We start from the raw sequence: 19,909 nt of genomic DNA on the forward strand, positions 1-19,909 counted from the left end.
TTGACGGCGTGTTTCGATTCTATAGAATGCGCCACACCAAGACGCGGGAATAGCTCAGTTGGTAGAGCACGACCTTGCCAAGGTCGGGGTCGCGAGTTCGAGTCTCGTTTCCCGCTCCAATTATTTTGCTATAGACTTCCATTGAAGTATGTAGAGATCAAAAAAAGAGGCTTAGGTCTCTTTTTTGGTTCCAGTAAAGTCTATTCTGTTACATTGGCATCCGCGATTTTTTAGTACACTTTTTAGTACATCAATTCGACGCTTGGTAAATCAGTTTTTAGAGCTGCTTGGCCCTCTGAAAACCGTACAACACTCCTTCATTCTTATGAGTGGAGTTAGTACGATGGTCCTTACCATTACGGCGGTCCGACACGCCAAGCCTCGCACCAAAAACTACACCCTTCCTGATTTTGATGGTCTTGCGCTTTTCGTGAATACGAGGGGCACCAAGAGCTGGCACTTCCGTTTTTCTTGGGCGGGCAAACAGCCTCGTATTTCGCTCGGTACTTATCCTGAAATAGGTCTACGCGATGCTCGCGTTCTGCGTGATATCGCCAGGGCGCTGGTCGCGAAGGGTATCGATCCCCGCGATCAGCGACGCCTTGAGTGCAATGCCAAGCTGTTGGCCCGGGAAAAGCACCTTATTAGGTCGATGTGATGCAGATCTTCAGTCCTAGGGAGCAGTGTTGTTTGGACGTAGAACCAGTGGCTTCTTGAATCGTCAGGCCGCCTCGAATACTGAAGGCGGCCTTTTGTCATGCGGATGTATCGGCAGTCATCTGGGGATGGGCGGGCAGCAGGTCCATGACGTTGCAGAAGAGATTACGCTGCCTCCAGTCATTGCGATCACCGATCACATACAGCCGACGCTTGGCTCGGGTGGCGGCGACGTTGAGGAGGTTGGGTTGAGAAACTACCCAATTGCGAGCACCGGCGTTTTCGCTGTTACCGCCCAAGACGAGGATGATGACTGCGGCTTCCTTGCCCTGCATGGTGTGGATGGTGCCTCGTACGATCTTCTCGGGGAGGCGGTCCTTGAGCTGGTTGCGCACGTCCTGAAAAGGTGTGATGACGGCGATACTTTCGGGTGGTACGCCGTCGGCATCTAGCAACGCGAGCAGATGTTCGAGGGCGTGCCCTTCGTTGTCGATCCAATTGCCGGAGGAGCGACCGCTCGCGTGCACCCAGCCGGTGGGTAGGCGGGCTGGCGTCTCCTTAGCTGGGGACGGGGCAATGGTGCCGTAGACCATTGCGCCATCGTAGGCGATGCGGTTGGCCAGGTCGAACATTGGCTTGTCGCAGCGCCGGTGCACCACCAGCGGCAGGCCGACCCAGCATTTTTGGCCTTGTGGGCCGGCCATGCGACCCCAAGGGGTGGCATGGTCGGCAAGGGTTTGGGCGGACTGACGGTTGGGCAGCCAGTGGGCGTCTACCTGATAGCGGGTGCGCATGTGCTCAAGCACGGCGTCGGAGACGGTGACGATGGGCTCCAATTGCAGCGGATCACCGACCAGTACGGCACGGCGCGCGCGCCATAGCGCGCCCACCGCAGCCTGCGGGGTGGCCTGGCCAGCTTCGTCCACCAGCAACCAGCCGATCTCGCCGCAACCGAGGCTACCGAAGGAGCGGGCGAACGAGGCAAAGGTGCTACTGAGCACCGGCACCACCATGAACAGCGATGCCCAGGCCGAGCGCATCACGGCTTGGGACACGCCACGATAACGGCTTCCAGTCAGCAGGCTGGTGATGAAGGCCAAGTTATTGCCCAGGCGCGAGGCTTCGATCTGGAAGAAGGCACGGTGTAGCTTGAGCGCTTCGATGAACACTTTTGACCGAGCCTGGCGCCAGCCTTCGAGGATCCAGGGTTCGAGCAGTTCGATGTCGCTGCCTCTGCCGAGCCGGCCTTGCGTGAGCCAAATCAGCAGGTGTTCGGCCTGGCCGGCCTGGGCAACGCTGCGAGCCTTGTCGATTTGCAGGGTGGCGTGGCGTATGGCTTCGTTAATCTCCTGTTCGTCCGTGGCCAATTGTCGATTGAGTTGGCTGAGCTGGGCGCTGAGTCGCTGCAGTTGGCGTTGGACGCTGTCGAAGGCCTCACGGGCCAGGGCATGGGCGCCGTCGAGCAGGCGTTGCCGGGCGGACCAAGTGCGATGAGCACCCCATAGGCTGAACAGGTTGACGAGCAGGGCGGGCTTTTGAACAAGGTGCGCTTCGAGGGCTTGGAGTTCACGCTGCAGTTGCTCACGGGCGGGCGTGAGCTGCCGGGTTTCAAGCGTGGTTTGTTCCTCGTCGAGGCTGTGGCGCTGCGTCAGACGGATCTGACGCTCCTGTTCCTTCTGCCTGATCCGCGCCTTGGCACTGATCACGGCCTGGATCCGTTCCAGGATGTCGCTGACCTGAGCACGCAGCGCCTGTTCGGCGTCCTTGGCGGCTTGGTACTGTTTGACGGCGGCGCGCCAGAGGGTAGCTTTTTCGGCGGGCGCGAGCAGCTTCATCTGCTGCGCCTGCTCGTTCAGCCACTCACGCATGCCTTTGGGCGCCGGCTCGTTGTCTGCTTCCGGGTTGTCGAGCATGGGCTCACCGGTGTAGAGGTCTTCGTCCGGGGTTTGGCTGTCGAGAGGTTCCAGGTCTAGAGGCGCAGGCTCGTTTTCTGACTTCGTCGCTTTAGAAGGACGTTTGCCATAGAAGAAGCGTTCGACAAACTGGGTGCGCTTGGATTTGCTGCCCAACGCTGCAGAGATCAGGCCCCAGGCAGGCTTGCCGCTGGTAAGCCCGGCGAGCTCGCTGAAATATTCGGCATTGGGCAACCAGGACGGGTCGATTTTGTCGCGCTGGGGTAACTCGAGAGTTACGTTCTCGACGGCACCGTTGTTGGAGGAGGCTACCACCATCTCGAAGCCGAACAGGCGCGGGTCAAGTTGATAAGCATAGCGCTCGCGTCCGCCATCGTTGGCAGATTCGCGGCCATTCTGGACGAAGGCCTCCGAGGCCTTGCTCAGCGAAGCCAACACATCGGCTCGCTGCGTCACCACGGCGGCGATCAGGTCGCGCAGCAGGGTTGTCTTCCCGGTGCCTGGCGGGCCGTTGACGCCCATCACGCCGGTGTCGTTGCCCAAAGTCTGCAGCAGACTGTTGACCGCCAGTTGCTGGGAGTGCACCAGGCCCAGGTGCCGTTCGGCAGGCCAGCAACCGACGGCGTAGCGCGAGGGGGCGAGGCGATCGATTAGCGCAAGGTCCGCGCGGGGCTGGTCGAGATGCAGCCGCTGGCTGGAGTCGTGCAGGCTCAGATAGCGGGCTAGCGGTTCACTGGTCTTGCCGTGGGCCAGGGCATCGGCCACGTCGGCCAAGTCGCTGAGCAGGAAACTGTTGAGCGGATCGTCTTCCTGTTCGGGCTTGTCCGGATTGATCGGCGCCGAGCGGAAGCGATGCATGCGCGGCTTGTCGCCGAACAACGCATCGAGCCCAAGGGTCTGGCGGATAAGCTCGGTCATGCTTGCCAGGTCGGCAGCCATGACCACGCCCCCAAGCAGGCTGTTGGCCTGTTCGCGAAGGAACTCCTGGGTTTCGTCGAAGCCTCGAGTCCAATCCTTATGGTTGATGGCGCAGCCGACAAACCACGCCTCGCTAGACAGCACCAGGCTGTCGATCACCATCATGCCCTGGCCGTTGAATTTCAATGCGAACAGGGCTGACTGTCGACGCTGCGGCTCCTTGTAGCCTTGGTCTGCGCCATAGAGCGCCTCCAACTGGCGGGATACATCCAGATTGTCGTAGATGTGTGCGTAGAGCGTGTGGCTCCATGCTCGTTTGTCGGGCAGGGGCCGCCTGCTCAGGGGGTTGGCTGGCATCCATGGCAGAATCTGGGCTGAGGCGGGGATGTCTTGGAAATAGGGCTGATAGTTGCTGTCGCGCTTCTTCAGCTTGGGAACCGCCTGAGGTTGCAGTAGCTCGACGGCGTGCCAATAGCGCACGATGTTTTGCGGATTCATTGACGTCCTTGAAGTGCTGGTTTGGATTCCTGATGGGAAGGATATCAGGCATGGAGCATCGCTTCCTCGTGCGGCGCGCGGAAGCGCTGCTGACCGTGGGCCAGACCGTCAATCTCATGTCTGATTCGGACAGTTACGATGGCTCGATCCAGACAAACGTTACTGCCCAATCTGCTTACCGCAACATCCGTCAGGCAAGTCGAATTTGTTTGGAGCACTCGCCGCTGGGACTCCGGTCACCACAGAAAGCGAGTTCGATTCAGAACTCGGTAGCGGGCAGATCACCCAGCGTATGGTCGCCCAAGGCGTGAGGCTCAGTTTGGCGATCATCACTGTCGAGCCTACACCTGAAGGCAGCGCTGAAATAAAGCTTTACACCCTTAAAGGTTGGAGTTCGATTGGGGTTAAGGCGCCTACGTTGGACAGGCTTCGTTCGTGGATCAAAGGCGATCAATCCTCGCTAAGCACCTTTACTTTTCACCGCCAATTTTGGGTTATGACTTGCAGATCGAAATCGGCCGGCAACGTTATCTGGAGGAGCGCTGTCACCTTCTCATCATGCTGACCAAGTCCCGGGAGGAGGCAAGGGATTTGGAGCGACCTAAAGAGAAGAGCGGGGACTATCGATTTGGAGGAAGGGTTAAGGCTGAGCCTTAGTGCCATCAGCTACCTCAGCTTTCGGCATCTCTTTGTGTCCATCGTGCTCGGTATACCCCCATCAAAACCCCAGAGCCGCTTCAATTGCCAGAGTCTCCCTGTAAGCTCGATTTATGAAGCTTGGCTGTTCCTTTTTCGGTCAGGTCGTTGCACTGCTCTCGCCCAGGCGGGCGGAGATGTGGGCAGGCAGGTCAAGTCAAGTCAACAAAGAAACCTTTGATATTGTTGCACTAAACGTAAGCTCCATATATTTTGTGCGCCCTGGATTGGGACGGTGATCTTTTGTAGGACTACTGTCGGTGTCGTCAAAAGGATTTGTTTATGTACCGTACCCGAGGCGTGTTTCTTCTCGCCTGCTTGCTACCTTTCTTTTTGCAGGCTGCGCCCATGGAAGGGCGAGCTGACTTGATGGGCGTTTATCGCCAGGCTGTCTTGCATGATTCAGACCTTGCCGCCGCCCGCGCTGACTTTGCCGCCCGGCAGGAGTCGGTGCCGCAAGCCCGAGCCAATCTGTTACCCGTCATTACTGCTGGCACTACGGTGGAGTCCACTCGCTTAAATCGTGCCCAGCCTGAGCTGCTGCGTGAGCGCAGTGGAACTACTGTGCAGGCCAACCTTAAACAGCCAGTATTCAATGCAGCTTTTTGGTTTGAGCTCAAAGCAGCGGAGGCGAGTACCGCACAGGCGGCGCTGGAGCTGTCCGCCAAAGAGCAAGAGCTTATTCTCAAAACGGCTGAAGCCTATTTTGAAACACTGCGCGCGACCGACGAACAGGCGGCTTCTGTCGCGGAAGAGGTCGCGCTCAAGCAGCAGCTTGATCAAGCGCAAGCGCGACTAAAGGGTGGGCTGGCGAGTATTACGGATGTCCTGGATGCCGAGTCGGCTTACGACAACGCTTTTGCCAATCGCAAATTGGCCCGGCGAAAAGTAGACGATGCTTTTGAGCAGTTGATCCGCCTGACCAATATGAACTACGCGAGCATCGAGGGGATGCGGCATCAACTGCCAGTGTCTGCACCGGTGCCCAATGACACCCAATCTTGGGTCGACGCAGCGGTTGGACAAAACTTGACGCTATTGGCGAGCAACTATGCCGTGCGGGCAGCGGAGCAAAGCCTGAACCAGCGCAAAGCAGGACATGCGCCCACCGTGGACGCTGTCGCCTCGTATCGCCGCGGAGACAACGATAGCTTTGGCTACAGCAATCCCAGTGATTTTGGTCTGGATGGTTATCGCAGCCAAGTCGCTCAAAGCAGTGTAGCGCTGGAAATGACGCTTCCCATTTTCAGTGGTGGTCGCACCCATTCGCAGTCACGTGAGGCGTATGACCGGCTGACACAAAGCGAGGAACTGAGGGAAAGTCAGCGTCGAGAGGTCGTGCTCGATGCACGTAACTTTTTCCGTGCGGTCAACTCCGACATTGAGCAGATCAAAGCTCGCAAACAAACCATCATCTCCAGCCAGCGTTCGCTCAAAGCGTCTAAAGTCGGTGCCGATGTCGGAACGCGCAATACGGTCGATGTCCTCAATGCTCAGCGTCAGTTGTTCAAGGCGGTACGCGATTACAACAACGCGCGGTATGACTACATTCTCAATAATCTGCGATTGAAAGGGGTCGCAGGCACCTTGCGTGCTGAGGACCTCCTGGAACTGGCCGGTTACCTGAAAGCGGACTATGAGCCGCAACGTGATTTTCTTCCTCCCGAACTGATACAAGCCTCAGCGTCAGGTGGATCTTAGACGTCCATAACGTCATTCAACTCAGCTCATTAATGCCATTGCACGGAAGCGCTTATGCAACAACAAGGGACAGAGCCGGCTAACCAGACAGCCGTGCTTGATACGGGGCTGGCGTGTCTCGCCATGCTGGCGCGCTTTCATAACGTTGCGGTTTCTCCGGAACAGCTTTCCCACGAGTATGTCGAAGACGAACAGCTGTTCGCAAAGGCTGAGATACTTATGGCTGCCCGCCAATTGGACCTGAAGGCCAAGGCGGTTCGCACTACTTTCGAGCGGCTGGATAGAACACCATTGCCCGCCATCGCGTGTGCAAACGATGGCAGCTTTTTTATCATTGCCCGTCTTGATCAAAACAACATCCTGATTCACGATCCAAAATCCCAACGGCCGGAATTGATCAACTCGCAGCAACTTCGATCACGTTGGGGGGGCGAATTGGTGTTGTTACGCTCCCAATCCTCAGTGGCCGCTGAGCTATCCAAGTTCGACTTCACATGGTTTATCCCGGCCATCGTCAAGTATCGAAAACTGCTCGGCGAAGTGTTGCTAGTGTCTTTTGTCCTGCAGATATTTTCGTTGCTGACGCCCTTGTTCTTTCAGGTGGTGATGGACAAGGTGCTGGTTCATCACGGCCTTACGACGCTGGATGTGATCGCCATCGGCCTGTTGGGCATTATGCTGTTCGAGACGGTTTTGAGTGGATTGCGCAGCTACGTATTTGCCCACACCGCCAGTCGCATTGATGTCGAGCTGGGCTCGAAATTGTTTCGGCACTTGGTGACGCTGCCGCTTTCGTATTTCCAGGCGCGCAGGGTGGGGGATTCGGTCGCGCGGGTCCGTGAGCTTGAAAATATCCGCAGCTTCCTGACCGGCAACACTATTACGCTGGTGCTGGATGTCTTGTTTTCTGTGGTGTTTATCGCGGTGATGTTTTTCTACAGCGGCTGGCTGACCCTGGTGGTGCTGCTGTCCTTGCCTCTGTATATCGTGGTTTCGCTGCTGATCACCCCAATGTTACGCGCCCGGCTGAATGAAAGTTTTGTACGTGGCGCTGAAAACCAGGCGTTCCTGGTCGAGACGGTCAACGGTATCGACACGCTCAAATCCATAGCCGTTGAACCGCAGATAACGCGCAGATGGGATAACCAGTTGGCGGCCTATGTCAGCGCGAGTTTCAAGACGCAAACCCTGTCGACCATTGCCAACGAAAGTGTTTCTCTGATTGGCAAACTCGTCACCGTCGCAACGCTATGGCTGGGCGCGCGATTGGTGATCGACGGTCAACTTTCGGTGGGTCAGTTGATCGCATTCAATATGCTGGCGGGGCGTGTGGCGCAACCGATCATGCGCCTGGCTCAGTTGTGGACCAATTTCCAGCAGACCGGTGTTTCTGTCCAACGCCTTGGCGACATTCTCAACACGCGTACTGAATTGTCCCAGGCGACTAGGAGCGCGTTGCCGGCCCTCAAGGGCCGCGTCGAGTTTGACCAAGTGCACTTCCGCTATCGTCCGGACGGTTCAGAAGTCCTGCGCAGCGTCAGTCTAGTCATCGGGGCTGGAGAGGTTATCGGCGTCGTGGGGCGCTCCGGCTCGGGCAAAAGCACCCTTACGCGCCTGTTACAGCGTCTATATGTTCCGGAGCGAGGGCGTGTAATGGTGGACGGCATGGATTTGGCCCTCGCCGATGTCTCTTCGTTACGTCGACAGATCGGTGTGGTCCTTCAGGACAACATGCTGTTCAACCGTAGTGTCCGAGAAAATATCGCGTTGACTGATCCCGGTGCGCCGCTTGAGGCCGTTATGCAGGCCGCAAAAATGGCGGGTGCACACGATTTTATCCTGGAGCTGCCCGAAGGGTATGACACGGTCGTTGGGGAACATGGCGCTTCGTTGTCGGGCGGACAGCGTCAGCGCGTGGCGATCGCAAGGGCGCTGATCGGGAACCCCAGAATTCTGATATTCGACGAGGCCACCAGCGCATTGGACTATGAGTCGGAGCGCGTCATCCAACACAACATGCAGGCCATCTGCAAGGGACGAACCGTGATCATCATTGCACATCGGTTGTCCGCTGTTCGCGATGCCCATCGTATCGTGGTGATGGATCGCGGGCAGGTCGTCGAACAGGGCACTCACAGCGAACTCCTGACTCACCAAGCGGGGCACTACTCTCGCCTTCACCGTTTGCAGCAGGGATAGTGCCCATGAGCGAACCTTCAGCAACACATGAGCTGGTGCAGCGGTATCGGCTCGCCTGGCGCCGGGCCTGGCGCCAGCGTAAACAGCTTGATGCACCTTCGCGCCTGGCTCATGAGGTGCAGTTTTTGCCGGCCGCATTGGCCTTGCAGGACCAGCCCAGCCATCCGGCGCCGCGTTACATTCAATGGGTCATCATGTTCTTCGCGGTGCTGGCGTTGGCATGGGCCTGCCTTGGGGAAATCGAAGTCGTGGCGACGGCACGGGGAAAAGTTGTCGCCAGCGGCAAGAGCAAGACCATACAGCCGAGCGAAGTGGCGGTAGTCAAGGCAATACATGTTTATGACGGTCAGTCGGTCAAGGCCGGTGATGTTCTGGTGGAGTTGGATACTAGTGCGTCCGGTGCTGACGTAAAACGTTTTAGAAGCGACGTGCTGGCCGCGCAGGTTGATAGCGCGCGTGCCAGCGCCATGCTTGAGTCCATTCGTAGCGGCAAGGAGCCAGGATCCCTGGCGGGCTACATGCTGGAGGCCGAGCCGCAACAGGTCCTGGCAGCGCAACGCTGGCTGAATGGGCAATACCTGGAGATGCGCAGCTCCCTGGATCAAGTCGATGCCGAAGTCGAACAGCGTACTGCCGAGATTCAATCAGCCAATGCCATTGTCAGTTCTTTACAACAGTCAATTCCGATCACGCGGCGCCTGGCTGAAGACTACAAAATGTTGCTCGATCAGCAATACGTCCCACGCCACGCCTACCTGGAGAAGCAACAGGCGCTGCTGGACCAAAATCGCGATATGGCCGTGCAGCAGGCACGTGTGATCGAACTCAATGCCAGCCGCAAGGAAGCCGAACGGCGCCGTCAGAGCATCCTGGCTCAAACCCGTCGTGCGATGCTCGATCTGCAACAGCAATCCGAACAGAAAGCCGCATCGCTTACCCAAGAGCTGCGCAAAGCTGAACAGCGCGATCATTTGATGAGCCTCACCGCCCCCGTCGACGGTACGGTTCAGCAGTTGGCTATTCATACTGTCGGCGGGGTGGTCACGGCCGCACAGCCCCTAATGGTCGTGGTGCCGAGTGATCAGCCTGTCGAAGTCGAGGCCATGCTGGAAAACAAGGACGTTGGCTTCGTGCGCGCCGGACAAAGTGTGACAGTCAAGGTGGAAACCTTCACCTTCACTAAATATGGAACGGTCGAGGGTGAAGTCATCAGCGTGTCCAACGACGCGATTGAAGACGAAAAGTTGGGGCCGATCTACAGCAGCCGGGTCCGCCTGCTGACTGATTCTATTCAAGTCAGAGGCCAACGAGTGCCGTTGTCTCCTGGGATGGCTGTCACAGTAGAAATCAAGACCGATCGACGCAAAGTCATCGATTACTTCCTAAGTCCGCTGCAGCAGTACGCCGATGAAAGTCTACGAGAGCGGTAAAAACAAACGTCCACAAGGGAAACTCAATGAGCGAAATTAAAGCGTTCTTATACGGACTGTACGACGTCGTGATTTTTCCGTGTTGGATAGCATTGTTCATATGTTTGATAAAGATGAACAAGCGCTTCGCCGGCCCTCTGTTTGTCTGGGGTTGCAGCGTCCCTGTCACGCTTTATTGCTACATCGTTTACATCATGGATGGCGACCGGCCTTGGGTTCATTGGTCGGTGGTGGCGCTCGACTTTCTTGCGTTTTCCCAGTTGGGTTGGTTAGGGGCACTCCTGATGGTCGGCGGATATCTGGCCAAAAACGACGGCTTTAAAAAAGTGGCAGTCTGGACCTCGGCGATTTCCGTCGCAGCGCATGGCTTTTTTCTTATCGTTGGGCTGGTATGGAACGCGCTATCGGCATAGACGATAGGCATTCAGTGGTTGAACATTCTATTTGCTGGAGTGTGATGTGCACGGGACGAAAAAAATATACTGGCTCACGGCGTTTTGCACGCTAGTGGCCGTACTGATGGGTTGCCGCTTCTGGCTGATTTCCGAGTCGCAAAAAGTGCATTGGGTTGTCGAACTCGTCGGCGGTGCAGAAAACCTGCGTGCGTCAGAGGCTTCCTTGTCGGAAAGCGATGCGCTTTACATAAAGTCGCTGTACCTGTCGCCAGATGAACAGATGTACAACCGCATCCGAGCGTTGAACCTTTGCCAGGACATGAACGACGCGTGCGTGACCACCAGTTTGACCGTCGCCAATTTTCTGATGATCAATACCGCTGATGTGCAGGCCGCGAGAAATACCGTTGAGCAGTATGCACGTTACAACGTTCTGCAAGCGCAGCCTTGCCCAGCCAAATATGAAACATCCGTGGTTATCAAGAATAACGAGTATCTCTCTACGTTGCCGATGGCGGATGCAAAGCGTTTTGCCGAACAGCAATTGGAAAAAATTGAAGCATCAGGCGGACTGGTTTTCTCGTTAAGAACCCCTGAGTGTCATCGTTATTTTGCAGCGCACCCATCGATGGCTAGAGGTTATCTGGCGCACATGGCGCTGCTGGTCAGGGCGGCTCAAGGAAAAAGGTCGGCGGCGTGGTTGTATTTGTTATCCCGTCCGGGCGTTTACGCAATCATCAAGTAAGAAGGAGCTTTAAATGGCACAAGGTGCACAGCAGGCAGCAAGTGGAGCGGCGCAAACGCTTCCAGAAGCACTGGATGAGTTGAGCAAGACTAAGGACCAGTTGAACAAAGCGCTGGAAGCGACGGGAGTTGCGGATAAGGTTTCACGCTACAACACCTTGGTCGACTTGACCACATCCATGGGGTTGATCGCCTACATATTCGATGACAAATACAACGGTTCCAGCACCGAAACGGATGTTCATATTCTGGAAGCCTTCAAGTTGCTGAAAATTCCAGGCATCACGGGGGTCCAGGACAAGACAGTGGATAAAGGCATCAGCGGCCTTCAATACGTTCTGGAATTTACCGGAGAGGGTAAAGACAATGACGTGGCGTTGGGCGGGCTTCTATATGCACTGGCCTTATTCAGTAAAAGCACCAAGGAGTCACGTGATCGCGAATATGGCCAGTCGCCCTCGCTGAACGCATGGTATGACGCGCTGGGTAACGTCACGAAGTTTATCGATGACACTGTTGCATCATTTGATTTCGACTCGTCCACGATTCCCGGATCGAATTTTTCCAGCCCAGCCGCGCGTTCAGCTGTAGAAAGCGCGATGGCCAGTCGTATGGACGAATTTTTCTTTGGCATTCCCGCCAGCGCGAGTGCCTTTGATCTGCATGTCAATAGTTCTGGTGAAATTATACGCAAGAGCGCGACAGATCATGACGTTGCCGCCGCGCAAGTCACCAACGGCCTAGTCACCAGTGGAGGCGGCTGGAACCTGAACTACGACCCCAACAAGCTCAACCTGAATCAATATCAGGGTAACTGGGTCAACAATACCTTTACCGCCGCCGCTACCCAGATACTGGCGGACGGTTACCGCCCAGGCAACGTCAATACCGCTAAGGATGTATTCGATTTCAGCTTGCGCAACGCCAGCCAAAGCCTGACCTACGGCAGCACCTTGGCGGCACTGTTGAACTCCGGTGACGCGCGTGCGCGTTTGACACTTCCGACCGATCCATTGCTGCTGGACTTGAACGGCGACGGTGTGCGCTTGACGGATTACCTGAGCGCGCCGGTGTTTTTCGACGCCGATAATGACGGGGGCAGCCTCGAAGAAACCGGCTGGGTTAACCCAGAGGACGGCATTGTGGTCCTTGATGCCAATGCCAACGGTAAGATCGATAACATCAGCGAGACCCTGTCCGAATACTTCGGCGGCAAGGCGGGCACCAACGGTGAAGCCGGACAGAAGCGCTTCGCCAACGGTTTTGCCGCATTGGCCAGCCTCGATAGCAATGCCGATGGTGTATTCGATGTACGGGACTCGTCCTGGTCAAGCGTGAAGGTCTGGGTCGATGGCAATCACGACGGTAAGAGCTGGAATGACATAAATGGCAACGGCTCACTCGACGCCGGCGAAGCAAGCGAACTCAAGTCCTTCAGCGACCTGGGGATCACCCGGATCAACCTGGATAACCAAGCTCAAAGTGGCGAAGTCAGGGATGGCAACGAAGTGCTGGCCCACGGCACTTTCGTGCAGAATGGCCTGACGAGGGAAGCCATTGCAGCCAACTTCCTGGCCAACCCCAACGGACATACGTTTACCTCTACCGCGGCCGGCACGGTCGTATCGACTCAGGGTTCGGGCCAAGTCGCGGCCGTCAAAGGGTATGTGTCGTCTTCGACCACGGGTGAAACCATCGACGTGGCGCAAAAAGGTGTCGCCAACGCGACAGGCGGGTTGGGCAACGATGTGCTCCAAGGCGATGCCCAGACCAACTGGCTGGCCGGCGGTCAGGGCAGCGATACCTTCTATGGCGGTGCAGGCGACGATGTGCTGCTGGTCGACGGCGATGATCTGTCGACTAACGTCCATGGTGGCGACGGCACTGATATTGTCCAAGTCATTGGCGAAAAGGGTGTCAGCCTCAACTTGGCTGACGCCAGCATAGAAATCGCTCAGGGCGGTCGTGGCGATGATGCATTCATTGGCGGCGGCAACAGCACCGTCTACATGCGTGGTGGTGATGGTGACGACGTGCTGGTTGGCGGTTCTGCCAACGATGCGCTCTCCGGCGAGAACGGCGATGACACTTTGTTTGGTGGTGCAGGCAACGATGTGTTGCGTGGTCATCGCGGCGCTGATCGGATTGACGGCGGGTCTGGGAATGACTTGATCGATGGCGGCCAGGACGATGACAATCTGAGCGGCGGAGTCGGTGACGACATTCTGTTAGGCGGTGCCGGTGATGATCGAATCGACGGTGGCGAGGGTACCGATGTCCTCGAGCTGTCCGGCGACTTCGCCGACTATCGGATTACCCGTGCTGCAGACGGCGTTTGGATCAGCGATACCGTTACAGGACGCGACGGGACCGACTTCCTGAAGAGCGTCGAGAAGGCCAGTTTCAAAAATCTCAAGCTGGTGGAGATTCCGACAGACACCAGCGCGGGCATGGAAAATCCTTTGTTGGTCAAGGATGTGCTGAGCCAGAATAAGGCCGGTGCCAGTTTTGATCGCACGCGGGCGCACCTGATCGGTCAAGAGCAATTGCTGCGCAACGACCTGGACTGGCAACACGACACCTTGCACATCACCGGCCTGTTCGATGTGGTGGGCGGGACTGCGAGCCTCACCCAGGCCGGCGATGTGCTTTTTACTCCTGATGCTACGTTTACCGGGATCATGGGCTTCAAGTACACCGTGGCCGATGCCAAAGGTAATGAGGCTAGCGACATTGTCGACATGGCCACGGGCGAAAGCGCGACTATGCGCGCCGCTGTCTACCTCAGGACGGCGGACCTGCCCAGTGATCCGTTGGTTACCGATCAATGGTATCTCTCCCAGGCGAACATCCTGCCGGTCTGGAAGGACTACACGGGCAGAGGCGTCAAGATCGCCCAGATCGAGACCAACAGTCCGTTTGGAACCACCAAGGAAGTGCTCGACTATCGTCATGCCGACTTGAAAGACAATATCGACGAAGACTGGTTGGCCAATGCAACGCCGGGACAACTGGCGGGAGAAGGCAGCGAGGGCAAGTTCAGCGAGCATGCCACATTGGTCGCGGGTGTGATGGTCGCCGCGCGCAACGGCGAGGGCAGTGTAGGGGTAGCATACGATGCCACCGTTGCCGGTTATTGGATCAATAAAGACGACTTCAGCAACATGTCACGCATGCGTGAATATGATGTGGTGAACCACAGCTGGGGCAGTGAGTCACACTTTGATTTGAGGTTCTCGCCGGCCACATTAGGGGAGATGCCCGCAGCGTACCGTGAGGCCATTGGGCTGGGGCGCGATGGCTTGGGCACCGTCATTGTGACCGCGGGTGGTAATGATCGTGACAAGGGTGGCAACACCAATTATTCCAATCCCAGCAACACCCGCAGCAGCATCGTGGTGGGCGCTATCAACGCCACCTCCGATCTGGGTGCGTTGCAGGCGGGGGGCAAGCCCTTCTCCAACCCTGGCGCCAGTATCCTGGTTAGCGCACCAGGCTCCAACGTAACGTCTACCTCGCGCTTGGTGCAGAACGATAACGGCTCCACGTTTGGTAGTGATAACGGAGTGTCCCAAGGCACCAGCTTTGCCGCACCTATCGTGTCGGGCATTGTCGCACTGATGCTCGAAGCCAACCCGGAGCTGGGCTACCGCGACGTACAGCAGATCCTTGCGCTGTCAGCACGCAAGGTGGCGGATGCGGGAACCGTCTGGCAGGACAATGGTAGCCAGAAATGGAACGGCGGTGGTATGCACGTCAGCCATGACTACGGTTACGGCGAGGTCGATGCCCGCGCTGCCGTGCGCCTGGCGGAAACCTGGCATACCCAGCAGGTACTGACCAATGAGTTCAGCCTGTACAAGCCTTTGGAGTCTGGCGTACTCAATCTGGCAATTACCGATGGCCAGCAAGCCGGGATAAGCCATTCGTTGACGCTGGGGAACGTGGCCATCTCGGCGGAACATGTTGAAATCAAAGTCAACCTCACCCACGACAATCCGGGTGACCTGATCCTCAAGCTCATCTCGCCATCGGGTACTGAATCGATCCTGATGAATCGTCCGGGCAAGGCGCCGGGTAGCGCTGCGAATGATCGTGGGGACGCTGATTTTTCCGGTGAAAAAACGTTGGACTATGTTTTCTCTACCGCGTTGTTGCGTGGTGAGGCCGTACAGGGTGAATGGACGCTGAAAGTCATAGACAGCGTGACCGGGGCGACCGGTACCCTAAACAGCTGGAGCATGAATGTGTGGGGGGCTATCGACACGCACGATGATCAATATGTCTATACGGACGAGTATGCGCAGTTGGGGGTATCCGGCACCCGTGGAACGCTCAACGACACCAATGGCGGTAAAGATACGATCAACGCAGCAGCGATAGGTCAGAAAAGCTATATCAACCTGTCGAAAGGCGAAGCGACTCTCGCCGGCACGCACCTGACCATTCAGAACCCCGAGCAGATCGAGAACGCCATCGGTGGTGAGTTTGCCGATGAACTTCATGGCAATAACGCCAGCAACATGTTGGTCGGCGGCAGTGGCGATGATGTGCTGTATGGCGGCGCCGGCCGCGATTTACTTTTGGGTGGGAAGGGGAACAATACCCTGGCAGGCGGGGCCGATCTCGATTATTTCGTGATCGAGCGCGCCAACGGTTCCATCCAGACCATCACTGATTTCATGGTTGGCACCGATAAACTGGTGCTGTCTGGCTTCTCTGACTTCGGTCACGGGCTGATCAATACCACTCAACAAGGCGCGGATGCGGTGATCAGCTTGTCTGGTGTGCAGTCTATTCGGCTGAAGAATGTCGACGCAGCGCAAGTGAACGCCGAAGATTTCTTGATCCTGGATACCGCAATGAGCTTGGCCGAACTCACCAAGTACGGCGCTTATGGCTTCGGCGTCAATAGTCGTGAAATACGTCTGGCTGACTCTGTCCAGGGTGAAGACTATTCCGCCCTCTCAGGTGGGCAGCGGGTGTTTGGCGGCACTGGCGCCGATATCATTCGTGGCGGCAGTGGTGCCGACGTGTTGGTTGGCGACAATACAACCGGCGGTACGCGAGGCTCCAACGATTTCATCGAAGGCGGTGCCGGTAATGATGTAGTTCGCGGCGGTGCGGGCAACGATGTACTGCGCGGAGGCTTGGGCCAGGACTATGTCAGCGGTGACGCGGGGGATGACGTCATCTATCTGGAAGGCGATCAGGGCAGTTTCGAGCTGGGCGGCTGGACCTCGCCTATCATCACTTGGGACGGAGCCCGACTGACCGGGGCTGCCGTCGCGGGCGGCGCTGGGAATGATCGTTTTGTCGTCGAAAAGACCTCAGGGCTTCCCATCGATCTGTTAGGTAATCTGATTGAGGATTTTGAGTTTTCCAATTCCAACGAAAAAATCGACCTTTCGCAGATTAATTCCGTGGGCTCGATGGCAGATCTTGCATTCAGCGAATTGACCGTAAACGGCCAACATTATTTGCGCGTGATGCTGGGGGGAACAGGTGCTTCGTTTATTACCCTCAAGGGCGTGACTTCGTCTCAACTGTCGCCTGGTAACTTTATTTTTGGCAGCGGTTCCGGTGGCATTTCCTCGGTTCCCGCTACAGGCGGCATCATTGCAGGCAAGGAGCTGCACATGACTGTCACGAACCCGACCCCATTGAAGCCGCTGATTGACCGCGAACTCACTGGCGAACTGGTCGCCGTACCACAACCGGTGCTGGGTGGCAGTGATACGGTACTTCCAGAGTTTGACCTCGGAATTATCTATTGGGCAAACGCCACCGGCGAACGCGTGGCGGGCACTTTGGGCACCGATACACTTTACGGAGGAGAGGGAAATGACGTCCTCAGGGGCGAGAACGACTTGAGTGACACGGCAGTTGGCAGTGCAGACAGGCTGTTTGGGGGAGCAGGCCACGATGTTGTTTACGGCGGCGCTGGTGATGACGTCTTGTGGGGCAACAATGGGATGGATTATCTCAACGGTGGTGCAGGAAACGACACGCTGTATATCGAAGGTGATCGGGGAGACAACTACACCGGTGAACTGGACTTCGAACTGCCACTAATCACCGTGGAGGGGGTTGTACTGACTGGAGCGGCTGTAGCTGGTGGCGCGGGTAGCGATCGATTCATCGTCGACGATTCCTCCACGGACGGGCTGGTGGGCGGCCTGATCGAAGACTTCGAAGTTACGAACCCCAGCGAAAAAATCGATTTGTCAGAGTTTAGTTCTTTACGCTCGTTTGCGGAGCTGAATTTCAGCGACCTGATGGTAAACGGACAGCAATACCTCCGGGTCTGGCTGGGCCCCGTGGGAGAAGATAATTCATACATCACTCTTAAAGGGGTCACAGCGGATCAGCTGAGCGCGGACAGTTTTATCTTCGCCGAACGCGCCTATAGCGACCCCTACATCTTTCGCGATGGCGACGGGACGCTGGTGGGCAACGCTGGCGGCAATACGCTTGCAGGATGGGATGGGAAAGGGATTCTGGAAGGACGCAGCGGAGACGATACCTATATCGTCGATGATGCAGGTGACATTGTCCGAGAGGTCAGTGGCGGAGGTTACGACCGCGTAGAGTCTTACATCAGCTACGTCTTGCCTGACGAAGTCGAGGAGCTGGTACTGGAATCCGGCACGAACGGCACGGGCAATGCATTGGCAAATCGACTGGTGGGCAACGCACTTGCCAATATCCTGGACGGTGGCGCTGGGTCCGATGTCATGGTCGGTGGAAAGGGTAACGACACCTACATCGTCGATGAGGGAGCGGACCGCATTGTGGAGCTGTCAGGTGAGGGTATCGACACGGTCAAGGCTTCTGTCTCCTTTACCTTGTCTCCCGATCTGGAAAATCTGATTCTCACGGGCACTGCCAACATCAACGCCACCGGTAACGCCGCGAATAATCAGCTAACGGGCAACGGGGGCAATAACCGCCTGGATGGCGGGATGGGCAATGACTGGCTGAGCGGCGGCGCGGGCAACGACCTTTACCAATTTGATCGCAACGGAGGCCAGGACGTCATTGATGACTTTGACTCTGCGGCGAATACCGATGTGCTGCAATTCGGTAGCGGAATTTCCGCTGATCAGCTGTGGTTTCGTAAAAACGGCATGGACCTAGAGGTTAGTATCATCGGCACGGCAGACAAGGTGACGATTTCCAAATGGTCATCCTCGGATCAGGCTGGTACGCAAAAGGCTCAGCATGTCGAACAGTTCCGAACCGCCGATGGCAAAGTCCTGCTGGACAATCAGGTCGACCAACTGGTCGGAGCAATGGCCGCGTTTGCACCACCGGCAGCGGGGCAAACGTCACTGCCGAACAATTACAAAGAGGCGTTGGATACTGTGATTGCCAGCAACTGGCAGTAACGGGAGGGGGGCCATATTCGGAGGTATGGCTCTCTTAAGCAATTTCGATGGCATCAATTAGCTGAGTACTCTCAGACTTGATCTGACAGTCACCGGATTTTCGGTCGTGGGCTGTCAGGTCAAATTTGTGGGACCTGAAACCGTCGGATACTGACTATTCGAATAGCTCTGCTATTTCGTGGCTATTGATACACCCCCGAAGATAAGTCCAGAATCAAGTCTTTTCCTGCTTCGGCAAGAAAAGAAACCCCTTAGATTTCAATGGGTCGGACGCCAGATGCGAATCTCGTTTCCCGCTCCAGTTATTGTCTTTGGAATTCTTCTGGAATCCATCGAGACACAAAAAAGCGATCTCAGGGTCGCTTTTTTTGTGCCTAACTTTCTAAAAAATGGGTCGGCTCGAAAAGCCCAGACGATGAGTTCGCTCTGCGTTCAATAACCCGGCGACACCATTTCATCAATAACTGAGTAAATGGCTGTTCCTATCGCCTGATCTTCCAGCATGGTTTGCGCGACCTTCTTGGATATGCTTCCGAATTCGGGATGTTCCAAGATGCTCTCGCCAAACTCCCAGCGCAGGATCTCTTGTACCGTAATTTCGGGCGCCACGTCGCGAAAGGCCTCGGAGTTCTTTTTCAGATCCTGAAGCCGACTCTGTAAGCGTTCCCGTAGAACCTCGAGATCTTTTATCCCTGTATTGGCCTTGATAGTTGCTGGGCTGCTTACTGTATTCGATCTCACCTTGTCCTTAGGCTTGGCCAGTGCGGCCAAGACGTGGGACAGGCGAGTTGAATCGATTTTACTCATCAAGGCGTCTCAAGATTGTCGCGGTAGGCACCGAGGAATACGGCGGGCTCAGTTGCTTCGGAGGAGCTAAGGGCAGGCGTGCCCGAAATGCTTGTCAGCACTCGTTCCATATCGGCCCTTAACGCGGCGTTGGAACAACTCGCAAGGCCATGAGTTAACCGACTGATCGCGTTATCTGTATTCTCATTCAGCAGCTCCAGATAGGCTCCGGAAAATTCACGCAAGCTTATGTCTGCCGATTTCGTGGAAAGCGAATTGAACGCGTTGCGGGCGTCGTCTTCCTTCGATAATTGAAGGCTTAGCAAGCCCAGCTGAAAGCGCGCTATATCCATTTCAGGATCAAGCTCAAGCGCGCCAGTCATTTCTGCATGTGCCCGCTCCATCAGGCCAAGCTCGGCATGTTCAGCAGCGCGAAAATAATGAACGGCTGCATTCTTCGGCTCTAGCTCAAGCGCTGTGTTCAGATAGTTCAATGCTGCGTGATGATCACCGCCCTGGCTGGCGTTGATGGCCAAATGCAGATATTCCGATGCGTCCAGCATAGTGAGCTTTTCCCGTAG

Annotated in this window: 10 protein-coding genes, 1 tRNA gene and 1 pseudogene; 9 read left to right on the top strand and 3 right to left on the bottom strand. The window is 56.4% G+C overall.

The window, feature by feature from the left end:
- Positions 1-43 precede the first annotated feature (43 nt).
- Positions 44-119, top strand: a tRNA-Gly gene (locus J3P95_RS10800).
- 224 nt (positions 120-343) lie between these two features.
- Positions 344-607 (top strand): annotated as a pseudogene (locus tag J3P95_RS10805) (Arm DNA-binding domain-containing protein); the annotation flags it as partial.
- A gap of 148 nt (positions 608-755) precedes the next feature.
- Here J3P95_RS10805 and J3P95_RS10810 read toward each other — a convergent pair.
- Positions 756-3,986 (bottom strand): AAA domain-containing protein, encoded by a 3,231-nt coding sequence (locus tag J3P95_RS10810; RefSeq protein ID WP_258637264.1) that lies wholly within the window; start codon positions 3,984-3,986, stop codon positions 756-758.
- 50 nt (positions 3,987-4,036) lie between these two features.
- On the opposite strand from J3P95_RS10810, the gene J3P95_RS10815 reads away from it, so the two are divergent.
- From J3P95_RS10815 to J3P95_RS10845, 7 genes are all read left to right on the top strand, one after another.
- Positions 4,037-4,297: a hypothetical protein gene (locus J3P95_RS10815; RefSeq protein ID WP_258637267.1), complete on the top strand. Its 261-nt coding sequence runs from the start codon at positions 4,037-4,039 to the stop codon at positions 4,295-4,297.
- Between the two features lie 667 nt (positions 4,298-4,964).
- The gene (locus J3P95_RS10820) at positions 4,965-6,383 is read left to right on the top strand and encodes a TolC family outer membrane protein (RefSeq protein ID WP_258637268.1); all 1,419 of its coding nucleotides are present in this window, start codon (positions 4,965-4,967) and stop codon (positions 6,381-6,383) included.
- A 54-nt stretch (positions 6,384-6,437) separates the two neighbouring features.
- Entirely contained in the window at positions 6,438-8,582 is a 2,145-nt protein-coding gene (locus J3P95_RS10825; RefSeq protein ID WP_434577366.1) for a type I secretion system permease/ATPase, read from the top strand.
- Between the two features lie 5 nt (positions 8,583-8,587).
- The gene (locus J3P95_RS10830; protein WP_258637271.1) at positions 8,588-10,012 is read left to right on the top strand and encodes an HlyD family type I secretion periplasmic adaptor subunit; all 1,425 of its coding nucleotides are present in this window, start codon (positions 8,588-8,590) and stop codon (positions 10,010-10,012) included.
- 26 nt (positions 10,013-10,038) lie between these two features.
- On the top strand, positions 10,039-10,425 hold the full coding sequence (locus J3P95_RS10835) for a hypothetical protein (protein ID WP_258637273.1): 387 nt from the start codon (positions 10,039-10,041) through the stop codon (positions 10,423-10,425).
- A 46-nt stretch (positions 10,426-10,471) separates the two neighbouring features.
- On the top strand, positions 10,472-11,152 hold the full coding sequence (locus J3P95_RS10840) for a hypothetical protein (RefSeq protein WP_258637275.1): 681 nt from the start codon (positions 10,472-10,474) through the stop codon (positions 11,150-11,152).
- 13 nt (positions 11,153-11,165) lie between these two features.
- Positions 11,166-18,542: a S8 family serine peptidase gene (locus tag J3P95_RS10845; RefSeq protein ID WP_434577363.1), complete on the top strand. Its 7,377-nt coding sequence runs from the start codon at positions 11,166-11,168 to the stop codon at positions 18,540-18,542.
- Positions 18,543-18,974: 432 nt separating this feature from the next.
- Here J3P95_RS10845 and J3P95_RS10850 read toward each other — a convergent pair whose 3' ends face one another.
- Both J3P95_RS10850 and J3P95_RS10855 read right to left on the bottom strand, forming a co-directional pair.
- Positions 18,975-19,349: a hypothetical protein gene (locus tag J3P95_RS10850; protein WP_434577362.1), complete on the bottom strand. Its 375-nt coding sequence runs from the start codon at positions 19,347-19,349 to the stop codon at positions 18,975-18,977.
- Positions 19,349-19,891 carry a hypothetical protein gene (locus J3P95_RS10855; protein WP_434577360.1) on the bottom strand — a complete coding sequence of 181 codons (543 nt, stop codon included), beginning with the start codon at positions 19,889-19,891 and terminating at the stop codon, positions 19,349-19,351. The genes J3P95_RS10850 and J3P95_RS10855 overlap by 1 nt, the downstream gene beginning before the upstream one ends.
- Positions 19,892-19,909 lie beyond the last annotated feature (18 nt).

The sequence above is a fragment of the Pseudomonas sp. Z5-35 genome (assembly GCF_051131945.1).
GTDB lineage: Bacteria > Pseudomonadota > Gammaproteobacteria > Pseudomonadales > Pseudomonadaceae > Aquipseudomonas > Aquipseudomonas marvdashtae.